This window comes from Bacillus sanguinis (genome assembly GCF_018332475.1).
Taxonomy (GTDB): Bacteria; Bacillota; Bacilli; order Bacillales; family Bacillaceae_G; genus Bacillus_A; species Bacillus_A sanguinis.
On record NZ_BOQB01000447.1, the window covers coordinates 1 to 622 of the forward strand.

The 622-nt window shown below is 36.0% G+C and carries 2 protein-coding genes; both read left to right on the forward strand.

The features are described from left to right. A partial coding sequence (locus KI369_RS27450) for a 3D domain-containing protein (RefSeq protein ID WP_238484968.1) occupies positions 1 to 141 on the forward strand: 141 nt, incomplete at its 5' end. Between the two features lie 79 nt (positions 142 to 220). Next, entirely contained in the window at positions 221 to 523 is a 303-nt protein-coding gene (locus KI369_RS27455) for a DUF3910 family protein (protein ID WP_212958760.1), read from the forward strand. Positions 524 to 622 lie beyond the last annotated feature (99 nt).

Sequence of the window (622 nt, forward strand, 5' to 3'; positions counted from 1 at the left end):
TGGGTTGAAGGTTACGGAGAAGCTATCGCTGGAGATACTGGCGGTGCAATCAAAGGTAACCGTATCGACATCCTACTTGGATCAGATAGTGCTGCTCAAAAATGGGGACGCAAAACTGTTAAAGTGAAAATTTTAAAATAACCAATGACTGCTAAAGCCGGTTCTCTTTGTTGAGAGCTGGCTTTTATTTTTTTATAATAGCTATAAGGAGGTTATGTCCATGAATGTACAAGCAAAAGTAGACTGGATTGGTACACCAAAACCGTACATATATAAAGATGAAGTAACATATAACGCTACTTCTATTGATTTCTCACTCGCTGGCGATGATAATCGCTATAAGTTAATTGTGCTCAACTTTGAAGAAAATACACATTACAAGCTTGTCCAATATGGAATTAAACCCGGCTCACAAAAGCCATTTCCTATCGACATTCCATTTGAACAAAATATGTTGCCAATTATAGAGCAAATATTACATGATTCGTATGTGCAAGCAATATTAAAGGAAACGCACTCATAATCGTAAAAAAAGATATCACCTCGCCGGGTTTTTCGGCTAAGAGATATCCTTTTTATTTTCCCTTCGTGAACAAAATTTTTAAAAAATATATCAACGATT

Bases quoted from the DNA above. Each gene is read 5' to 3' on its own strand.
- KI369_RS27455 (WP_212958760.1), top strand. From the start codon at position 221: ATGAATGTACAAGCAAAAGTAGACTGGATTGGTACACCAAAACCGTAC.